This is a genomic window from Bradyrhizobium sp. LHD-71, from assembly GCF_031157255.1.
In the GTDB taxonomy this organism is placed as follows: Bacteria; Pseudomonadota; Alphaproteobacteria; order Rhizobiales; family Xanthobacteraceae; genus P52-10.
Map to the genome: position 1 here is coordinate 1 of NZ_JAVIFX010000062.1, position 9824 is coordinate 9824.

Genomic DNA, 9824 nt, shown 5'->3' on the forward strand with positions numbered 1-9824 from the left:
AGGTCAATGGCTTGCGAGTGGGCGTCGATCGGAATTCGCGTAAACGCTGTGGCGCCCGGATATGTCGCGACAGCGCTTGTAAAAAAGCTTGAATCCGACGGCTTTGTCGATACGCCGCGCCTGAATCGTCGCATTCCAATGGGGCGGCTGGCGAAACCCGACGAGATAGCCGCCGCGATCTATTTTCTAAGTTCGAGTGAAGCCAGCTATATCGCCGGCACTGTCTTATCCGTCGATGGCGGATGGGCCGCGTTCGGAGACGCCGGTGACGCATACGTGTCTGGTTTTACTGTGTCATGAATTCTTGCGTCTGTGCGTTGGCGTGATCGTTTGCGCGCAGCAAGGACATCTGGAGAAGCAGCAAGCGATTGCCACAGCAAGCCTTCGGCGCATATTCAGGTGGATGCATTCGCCACTGGTCGCGACGCCGGTTGGTGTCTTCTTGGATCAGACCGCTTGGATCACGCCGCATCTGCGATGCTTTGGCCCGCCAGTGCTTGAGCTGGTCGCTCTGTCATCGGCCTGGTCCCGGGATCCTCTTTCTCGACGGCTCGCGTGTTTCACTGATCAATCGATCGAACTGGTTGTGAGAACGGCGGTCGAGAGTCTGGCCGACGTGAAACTCGAGAACGCCCGGGATTGATGATCTCTGGAGAGACGGAAATAATCGTAGATTTGAGCGGGCGTTCAGTGCCGAGGCGACCGCATCAATGCGGGCCGGCTGATCACCGTCACTGAATTGAGTTGCGTGCTGCTGTTTCCGTCGATTGCGCCAGGGTCTGTCATTGGAAAAATGACGGTAATGGTGATCGCGCTCATGTTGTGATGACGTTCGTTGCTATAGCTCAACCCGCGGTCAACGTCTCGAGACTGTCCACGATCATTGCTTTTGTGGCGGGCTTAACGATAGCCTCAGCTGGCACTCTAAAGAGGCTTCGACTCTTCGGATAACCGTTCTGTTGCTGCCAACGCAGCATGGCCGCTAGTCGGGAGAAGTCGTGCCATATACATGCCATAACCGGTGCCGGTATCATGCACCGCTCGAGGATTCAGTTCGCTCTCGGTCAGCGCCTGACTCGGCGGCAGTCATGCCAGCATGCCTGGATGGTGGGCGTCGAATGACTCTTTCGGGCTGATGAAGCCAGAATTCATCCATTCAGTGGATGCCGGACCGCAGCGATTGGCAGCAAGTACCCCCAGTTGTTTCGCTAACACCGCGAGCCAATCGATAGGAGAGTCCGATGTCCCAAGTAACCAACATGAACAAATGCCAGTTGTTCGCCGCTGCAGTGGCGATCGGTGCAGGGGGATTCCTGGCAGTGCCAGGAGCACTTGCTGCTGAGGTGTGCACGGTGCCAGGCGAATACCTGAACCTGAACCTAGGTCCCAAACCCGACATGAGCTATCATAAAAACGCAATCATCAGCGCCAACGGTTCGACGCTCGGGCCGACGGCGCTCGTCAAGGCCAGCGTGGAAATCGGTATCTATGGGAATGTCAGCGGCGGCATCCAGGGCCGCGCCATCGATTTCACCATCACATGGCACGACACCATGACACAAGCCCGCTTCACGGGCACTGTGGGCACCGACGGCGTAGCGCGTGGCACCTCAACCGGACCAACGGTGCCGATCAACTTGTGGGAGGCGGGCCCCTGGGAGTCCGCCGGACCACTCACCTGTGTCTCGACGCCCGGTACGGCCACAGCAACAGTGATCGGCGACGTGGATGTCTACAACAACAAGAATGAGCCGGACGGTGCCGGACAAGTCGTCGGCACATTGGCGGCTGGCACCCAAGTTCAGCTGGTGGGAAACTGCAGGCCGGAAGACTGGTGTCAGGTAAGCGGGCCCAACGTGCCCGGAGGTACGGGCTGGGTTTGGGGACACCTACAGTTCTGAATAACTCGACTCTCAGATGAAGGGCGAAGATCTCAGTCCGAGCGACCTTCCGCGCGTCTTCGGCAATCGAAGATGGCACTGGAGCCGTTACGTGAGCAGGCGACGGTGGCCGATTTGGTTCACCGTCATTTCCTCGCCTTCCTCGGATCCTTCCACGTTCGCTTCTGCTTCTGCTTCTGCTTCGGAGGCGTTGGCCGGGGATTTCCGAAGTCTCTGCACCATCTCTTCTCGTTTGATGCGACAGCATCATGCACTCGACGGGCGTCCGATGCAAGCTGGCGAACAACCGCAGGCAGGACCTTAAAGATGCAAATTGCCAATGCTTGCTCATGGGCGTTGCGCTGAAATAACCGAGTACTCGATTGTCTCCTCGAACCGTCCCTTCGGCGCGAAGCGCGATAGGCGCTCGCGCGGATCTTGCTCGAAGCTCGCAGCGTTACATCCGAGAATGGCTCGCGACGCATATGGCGTCGAGAGCAAGAAACCGACAATGCTATCCAAGGTCCAACATGAAGCGGAACAAACGTCGCCTCCGTTAGTGCGCAGAACGGCATCTGCTTCAGGCACTCCTGATGCAGCGGGCAGGCTACATAAATTCCCGGATCTGCCCGCCTGTCGCTACCGAGCCAGTGTTTGATCGTGTCGTTGCCGATCGCCTTCCAATCGTAGGCACCGCCGGTCCAGAGACTGGAAGGCGACAGGATCACGAGATCCTGGTCCGCGAGTGCGATCGGATGATCAACATCCATAGCTGGCTGGTTCGTAAGCCGATCATGAGCGCCGGCTTCGACCGGGGGCGGCACGCTTCTGGTCAAGCCCGATCAGCAGACGTCGTCACGCAGGAGTGGCAGGTCAGAAAACGTCACAAATTCGGACATTGATAGTCAAACGAACCGCCGCGTTGCTAAATCACAGACAGTCGGCCACACTTTGACATAGGAATTCGCACTGCCACGCTTAAGGATGCACTGGTCGCCTGCCATGTGATGAGGCGGTCGATGGCGGAGCTGTGTGTTGCCGATCATCGGAACGATGAGGCTATCCTAATGCGATCGCTGAGCAACAAGCCCCCGATGATTTTCGCGTCCTGGATTAAGCAGCCGGACAGTTCGTTGCTCGTCGCCGTCGAGGGCGACAACATCCTTGCAGTTGGCTCGGTTCCTGCGCAGTAGAGATCGGAAGATTATTGTGTGGCGAGCACCGAATGCGCGCCTGGTGACGCACGCTGAACAACAAGCTCAACGCGACGAGCCCTAATGTCCTAGTGTCGCGGGTCCGGACAGCCAGTGCTAAACCTGTACCCGCGGCAGCGAGGCGATGATTGCCGTGCGGTGCAGTCCGGCCGCGGGATAGGCCTTGTCGCGCAATTTCTCGAAGCTGAAATCTGGCTCGTTGACCCGCAGCTTCTCGACGCAGGCGTGGGCAAGTTCGTAGTCACCACGATGGGCGTACAACGCGGACAAATAGCGGAGGGGCGGTGCGTATGTCGGCGAAAGCGCGTGGCACGTCTCCGCGAGATCGATCGCGTGATTGGTACCGCCCGCCACCACGCTCGCGATGCAGCTCACGGAATCGAGCTGAAAACGATATGGCGCGAGGCCGGCAATCTCTCGCGCATACAAGGTATGCTGCATGCCTTCGATCGATTTTCCCAGGTAGCTTTTCGCCGTGCCGAGACAACCCCACCCGAGAGGGTTTGCCGGATTGAGGTTCACGCTACGCTCGGCATACTCGTAGGCCGCGACATAGGAGCGGCGCATAATGGAGTGTACCTGCGAGCTCAAGGCCGCAACATAGGAGTTGTAGGGTTCCAAGTCCAAAGCGCGGCGCATGAAATCAAACGCTTCCTCGTCAAGCGTTTGACGGCAGGTGAATTGCCGTTCGGCGAGCATGAACGTTCGCAGATAGGCGCGCCAAGCCAGGAAAATTCCGCGTGGCTCGAGTTCGAATGCGCGGGCGAAGAGTGCGTCAGCAATCTCGAAATTGGCTCTGCCCAACCGGAAAAGATGCAGGATACCTGAATGGCACAGCGAAGACGCAAGCAAAGGATCCGAGCGGATCGCACCGATCTTTGCGAACCGGTCGATCGCCACATTAACGACGAGGTTCACGCACGCCCTGATTCTCGGATCGTCGACGTTAGCGGCGTCACTGCTTGCGAGCTGCAACGTGGACGACCACGCCATCGAGGTTTCCGGGATTTGGAGTAGCGCCAGCCGCACGAGTTTATCCGCTTCGGAGTCGAGGAATTCGGTACGAAGTGAAAGCCCATCACGCGCGTTCAGCTCCTCAATGTCGAAGGACTCGGATCGCACGCGCCGGTCGTACACCTTCGCCACCCCCAACTCGACGACGGTCTTGGCGATGGCGTCTATGAGACTGTCGACGACGAACGGTGTTTTTGCCTCGTCTGCAGGCGCTCCGGAGAGCACAAGGATGTGTTGTCGGTTGACCGCCGCGTCAGCTGGGCCGGGCATTGACGTTGCACGCGTGGACGGCCTGCTGTTTGCGCGACGCTCGTCGAAGATCGAGCGCTGCTCCCGCAACCAATCTTCAAATTCCTCATCGCCGGCCTCAAGTCCTTCGAGCAGTTCTGCGTCGCGCCGAGATCCGATGTCATCGAGATCGAGTACGTATCGCGTGCGGTCGAGCGAGACGTTGAACTTGTCCGCGACAATCAGGTCGCGGTCGGCCCCAAGCGTCACACGAAGTTCATGAAGACTCTGTCGCAGGCTGGCCGCCCCCTGTTCCGGCGCACGCTTGCTCCAGAGCTTGTCCTGCAGCCAGGCGCGCGCGCGTTTGCCCTCGGGTGCAAGCGCAAGCATCGCCACAATGGCGCACGCCTTCCGTCCGCGCGGGGTGCGGTCCTCGCCGCTTGAGCCCTGAATCGCGAACGCGCCAACAAGCTGAACCTGTACCTTGCCGCCCTCGGTCGTCATCGGGAGCCCGTGCCGGCTTTTTGCCGCCTAAGAAGGGGATAAGGAAGCAGACTTATACTGATAAATCGCGATCCTGTCCCACGATTTCGCCAGCGTTAATTCGTCGTCAAATCGACAACCGCCAGCTTGACCGAACTTGCCGCGAGCCTGAACATCACCCGCATGCGCGCGCCAATGCGCAAAACTGGCTAAAGGTTTAGCAAGACGGGGGTTTCTAATGAGCACGCTAGGATCTGAAGGTTCGGAAGGTTCAGAAGGCTCAGAGGGCTCAGAGGGTTCAGAGGGCTTCAAGAGTGCCGAAGATCGAAATTCTTACGTGCCTGCCATTACGCGTATAACAACCCGCGAGGGTGTCGTTGGCGCATGGAAAAAACCGCTCGTTACGCCGCCGAACTATAAGTGCGAACCAGGCACTCTCGATCTCTGGAGTCCCTGGGTCCGGCAGCGAGTTCTCGAGGCCGAGCTCATGACGGGACTTATCTATGATGAGGTGCCCGGTCGAGTTTCGCTCCAATATCGCGCCGATCAGGTTCATCCGCTGATCACTATCACCCGTCCCGAGCCGGAAGATTTTGTGGCGCAACTCGAATGGGTCAACAATTACGCTTCGCTTCGTTTTGAAAGAAATGAAGAGATCAGAGTGCAGAGGACGAAGTTCCTCCCATACTTCGCTATGGTCGGCGTCTTGCATCCGGATCGCATGCCGAGAACGGTTGAGCTCTTAAGGCTTCTCATTGGTGTGACTGGTACTATTCACTATAGGATAAAACACGCATTGGCGTGTCGGCGTCCCATCGAGTATTCGCCACAAGTGCAGCCGATGATTAGCACGCCGGGCCATGGTAGTCTGCCAAGCGGACATGCGACGGAGGCCTTCACAGCCGCCCTCGCGCTTGACGCATTGGTTCGTCACGCACGCGTGTCCTTGCATTCCGGGGAGGAAGTTGCGCCAACCATCCCGAATTTCAACCCGTCCGATCCATTCACCGTCCAGTTGCTGCGCATCGCCGAGCGGATCGCGATCAATCGCCAGGTTGCTGGCGTGCACTTTCCGGTCGATAGCGTAGCAGGGATGGTGCTTGCACAATCCGTGTCGGAGTTTCATGTCGCTCGCTGCTTTAAGGGCAAGCCTGTTCCCCGCATGATGGATGGCCGCGGCTTCAGGGGTGACTTCAGCTATTCGGATGTTCTCGAGAGCAACTACAAGCGGTTGCCTGCTGCACCAGGGCAGCCGGGGGTCATTGGCAGCGACGACGTCATCCACGTGGAGCGGCATGAGATGGACATCAAGCCCTCGCTTTTGCTCAGACATCTTTGGTGCCAGGCCGTTGTGGAATGCGCGCGCGTGCTGGGACCGGGACAAGGCCAGCCATGACCGTCATAAGCTCCACCACTCCTCCGGCTTGGCAGATCGACCGCGCGAAGCGCCCCGATCCGTATCTCGAATGGGAGGTGCGCACACGCCCTGAATCCGGCTCGAAGGAAGAGGGCGCGCGCTGGTGCTCGGTCCACATCGAGGTGGTTGCGGACCCCGGCGGGAATATTCGTGAGACGCTCAGGAATCTGCACGACGCGATTGTCCGGGGAAGGCTTCCGCACGACACGCTGCCGAAGGCGATAACCATCCGCATGGCCGACGACGAGCTGAAGCTGCTCGACGACGTCGCCGGCGGCAAATTGGGCGAGGAGCCGCACGGGGTCGAATTGCGGTTCTTCATCTACCGCATCGAAACGCTCATCTATGCCGATGACGGCAGTTTCGCCGAGACCGAATTCTACAACACCCTTTCGGCAGGCCCGCCGATCGTCGGGTTGACGTTCAACGAGACGAGCTCCAACGATCCGACGGATATCAAGCCGCGTGTCGGCGTCATTGGCGACGTCGCGATCGGCATCATCGACGACGGCATCGCTTTTGTGCACGAGCGGTTTCGCGCCGGAGATAGCGAATCACGCATTGAGGCGATCTGGCTGCAGGACGCTGAGCGCCGCGACCCGGCAAAGCCCGGCGCGGACAACGGCGTTGCCTTCGGCCAAAGACTGACCCGCGAGGACATCGACAGGCTCCTGACCGAAAATGCAACGGAGGTCGACATCTATCGCAAGGTCGGCCTGACGGACTTCGGCACGAACAGGTTCAATCTGCTCGCGCGGCGGGCCACTCACGGCACCCACGTCGCCGACCTCGCCGCCGGCTACGACGCGCGTGACAATATCACAGGTCGGCCGATACTGGCCGTCAAGCTGCCGACGATCGCGACGCTGGATACGTCGGGCGCGACCATGGGCAGCTATGTGCTGCAGGCGGCGCGGCAGATCATGCTATGGGCCGACAAGGTTCGGCCCAATATCCCGCTGGTGATCAACTTCAGCTACGGCGTGACGGCCGGTCCGAAGGACGGCACGCTGGATCTCGAGCGCACGCTTCGCGACCTTGTCGAGTTCAGGATCAGGCGGGGTGCGCCAACGTACTTGGTGCTGCCCGCCGGAAATTTCTTCCGCTCGCGCACGACCGCACGGATGACGCTCGCCAGCGGCGTACCGCAGACCATCGACTGGACGATTCTCCCCGACGACGAGTCGCCGAACTTCCTCGAGATCTGGCTCGATGGGCAAGTCAGCACGCTTCCATTGTCGCCGGTAGAAGTCCGCGTCGATCCTCCCGAGCACTTGCCGGCGAGTTCGTGTCGGCTGGAGAATCGTCAGTTGAGCATTTTGCGGATCGACGGCAAGGCTATTGCCTCCATATACTACCGTGTACGCGACGGCGACCCGACGCAGCGCGGCCGCATTACGCTTGCCGTGAATCAGACGGCGTCCAAGGAGGCGCGGCTTGATTGCGCACTGGCAGGGCGTTGGCGGATCACGCTGACGAATGTCGCGGATCGCGACGTGGTAGCTGATCTCAATATCCAGCGTGACGAGACGCCGTTCGGCTATGCGCGCCCTGGCCGGCGGTCCTACTTCGATCACTCCGAGGCCTATCAGCGCGACCCCGCGACCGGTGCCTATGACTACATTGATGAATATAAGACACCGATCAGGCAGACTCGGACCTTGTCTGCGCTTGCCACATGGAAAGAGAATGAAAGCGGGATTGTGGTGATCGGCGCGGCCGATGGCTCGGGGGCCTGCCTACCCGCGGACTACACGTCGAGCGGACCGACGAAGCTTCGTAACGGACCAGACGGCTCCGCTGTGACGGATGAAGGCGAGGGGCATTGGGGCGTTCTGGCCGCCGGCACGTTCAGCGGCTCGATCGTCCGCATCAGCGGCACAAGCATGGCGGCGCCGCAATTGGTTCGCAAGATTGCCGACGAGCTTGAACGGAACCCCACTACAAACCTGCTGCCGCTCAGCGCCGTCGGCGATGGTTTCGCTCCCGTACCGCCCGAAAATGAGCATGCTGAGCAGCTCGGCGCTTTTGTCTTCTGCCGCAAGGACCCGCGCATCCCAAGGCGGCGGTATCCTGCAGTTGAGTCCTGACTCGCGTCGGGTGCGCGTGCAGTGTCGCGCCCTTGCAGCCCGACGCGAAAATCATGCATTAATTACGCGCTCCTTCCTCCGAATTAACGGTCAATTCACGCTCGGCTGACAGGGGAAGCGCAGATTTGCTGGCATCCAAACACATTGGGAGCCAGTCATGATAGCCTTTGCAGCCCATCGTCCCCCGCCATCTCAGCTCGCGGTCGCGCCGCGCTCCACCGCATTGCCGGTCGCACTTGCCGGCCACCTTGCATCGGTTGCCCTGGACTACATCGAGACCGCCGTCTTCGTGCTCGATTGCGACGCGCGCATCCAGTTCGCCAGCGCCGCCGCAAGGCGGCTGCTCGACACGCATCGGCTCTGCAGCCGCAACGGTGTGTTGTCCTCGTCGATAGGCTCCGAGGGGATGACACTGCGCCGTATCGTCAGGGCTTGCGTCGATGCCACGTCAGGTCCATCCGAGATGGCCTTCCATCGCCTCGACGAGGCTGACGACGCGCTTTGCCTCGCTCTGGTGGCGGCTCCGCGCCTGGGCAGCGGCGTGGCGGACAAGCCGCTGGTGATGGCGTTTGCAGTGAGCGCCTGCATGTCGCCGCAACCTAACTGCCGACAGCTGCGCATGCACTTCGGCCTCACCGACGCCCAGGCGAAGCTCGCGGTCGAGATCGCCAAGGGCGATGGCCTCAAGGCCTGCGCGCGGCGGCTGGGCATCGCCATGAGCACCGGCCGGTCGCATCTCAGGCAGATCTTCGAGAAAACGGAAACAAAACGGCAAGCCGAGCTGGTGCGGTTGATTTCGTCCTGCCGATTCCGCGTGCCCGGGTCGGAAAAAGTCGAGTAAGTAGCGTGCGCTGCCCCGGCGGTGAATGTGTCGCGATCTTCTGGCCTGACCTGATGGACATTCCGGTCCAGGCAGATCACTTCGACTTCCATTGGGATGGAGCGCGCGTCGACAAGGTCCGAAATTGCCGAAGCAAGACGATCTTCGCGCTGTCGCCCCTCCACTGACACCACTACGCTTCAGTCAAAATGTGAAATGTTCTAGGTCGATTCCGGAATTCCACGCCGGGGACTTCTGGCGCGCGTAGCTCAACTTCAACCTCTGAGAAGTCCAATCTTGCCGGCGGCGGCAAGCTTTCGCTCGAAAACAGATGCGTCCCGTCGGAGGTAATGCTTCTTGCTCGTCCGCCGAAACAAATCCGCCACCCGTCACATCCACTAGGGACAGTGGGGCGCGGCGCAAGGTGGTGAAGTACGACAACCACGATGCTTGCGAGCCCGGACGATTGCAAGTGGCTACAGGTGGGCGGCTGGTCCTCGTCCGGGCAACTTAACTACGCCTAGCAGTGGTACGTCAGATTCACGGTATAAACCCAGTCAAAGAAGGCTGCGGGATAAGGATACTCAAACCCGAAAAACCCCCACTCTCCGGGGCGAGACGGCAGTGTAGTCGACCAAAACTGAACGGGTGCGGTCCAAATTTCCAGTCCGCCTTGCT

8 protein-coding genes are annotated in these 9824 nt (G+C 59.9%); 6 read left to right on the forward strand and 2 right to left on the reverse strand.

Annotated features, from left to right (window positions below; genetic code table 11):
- Together RCO31_RS34370 and RCO31_RS34375 are read left to right on the forward strand one after the other, a co-directional pair.
- Positions 1–300: SDR family oxidoreductase (locus RCO31_RS34370; RefSeq protein WP_308972898.1), on the forward strand; the 300-nt coding region annotated here is incomplete at its 5' end.
- A 941-nt stretch (positions 301–1241) separates the two neighbouring features.
- A complete protein-coding gene (locus RCO31_RS34375) occupies positions 1242–1901 on the forward strand; it encodes an SH3 domain-containing protein (protein ID WP_308972899.1) in 660 nt (219 codons plus the stop codon).
- 87 nt (positions 1902–1988) lie between these two features.
- On the opposite strand, the gene RCO31_RS34380 is transcribed toward RCO31_RS34375, so the two are convergent.
- The gene (locus tag RCO31_RS34380) at positions 1989–2123 is read right to left on the reverse strand and encodes a hypothetical protein (protein WP_308972900.1); all 135 of its coding nucleotides are present in this window, start codon (positions 2121–2123) and stop codon (positions 1989–1991) included.
- A 1067-nt stretch (positions 2124–3190) separates the two neighbouring features.
- Positions 3191–4840, reverse strand: coding sequence for a hypothetical protein (locus RCO31_RS34385; RefSeq protein WP_308972901.1), 1650 nt, complete (start codon positions 4838–4840; stop codon positions 3191–3193).
- 466 nt (positions 4841–5306) lie between these two features.
- Here RCO31_RS34385 and RCO31_RS34390 point away from each other — a divergent pair, with 466 nt between their 5' ends.
- From RCO31_RS34390 to RCO31_RS34830, 4 genes are all read left to right on the forward strand, one after another.
- Positions 5307–6215: a phosphatase PAP2 family protein gene (locus RCO31_RS34390; RefSeq protein ID WP_308972902.1), complete on the forward strand. Its 909-nt coding sequence runs from the start codon at positions 5307–5309 to the stop codon at positions 6213–6215.
- Entirely contained in the window at positions 6212–8326 is a 2115-nt protein-coding gene (locus RCO31_RS34395; protein ID WP_308972903.1) for a S8 family serine peptidase, read from the forward strand. Before RCO31_RS34390 ends, RCO31_RS34395 begins: the two co-directional genes overlap by 4 nt.
- A gap of 157 nt (positions 8327–8483) precedes the next feature.
- Positions 8484–9167 carry a helix-turn-helix transcriptional regulator gene (locus RCO31_RS34400; RefSeq protein ID WP_308972904.1) on the forward strand — a complete coding sequence of 228 codons (684 nt, stop codon included), beginning with the start codon at positions 8484–8486 and terminating at the stop codon, positions 9165–9167.
- A 5-nt stretch (positions 9168–9172) separates the two neighbouring features.
- Positions 9173–9334, forward strand: coding sequence for a hypothetical protein (locus RCO31_RS34830; RefSeq protein ID WP_374991577.1), 162 nt, complete (start codon positions 9173–9175; stop codon positions 9332–9334).
- Positions 9335–9824: the final 490 nt, after the last annotated feature.

What these genes read in the sequence shown, in the direction of transcription:
- RCO31_RS34390 (WP_308972902.1), top strand. Translation starts at nt 5,307, where the DNA reads ATGACGGGACTTATCTATGATGAGGTGCCCGGTCGAGTTTCGCTCCAA.
- RCO31_RS34385 (WP_308972901.1), bottom strand. Translation starts at nt 4,840, where the DNA reads ATGACGACCGAGGGCGGCAAGGTACAGGTTCAGCTTGTTGGCGCGTTC.
- RCO31_RS34375 (WP_308972899.1), top strand. Translation starts at nt 1,242, where the DNA reads ATGTCCCAAGTAACCAACATGAACAAATGCCAGTTGTTCGCCGCTGCA.
- RCO31_RS34380 (WP_308972900.1), bottom strand. Translation starts at nt 2,123, where the DNA reads ATGGTGCAGAGACTTCGGAAATCCCCGGCCAACGCCTCCGAAGCAGAA.
- RCO31_RS34400 (WP_308972904.1), top strand. Translation starts at nt 8,484, where the DNA reads ATGATAGCCTTTGCAGCCCATCGTCCCCCGCCATCTCAGCTCGCGGTC.
- RCO31_RS34395 (WP_308972903.1), top strand. Translation starts at nt 6,212, where the DNA reads ATGACCGTCATAAGCTCCACCACTCCTCCGGCTTGGCAGATCGACCGC.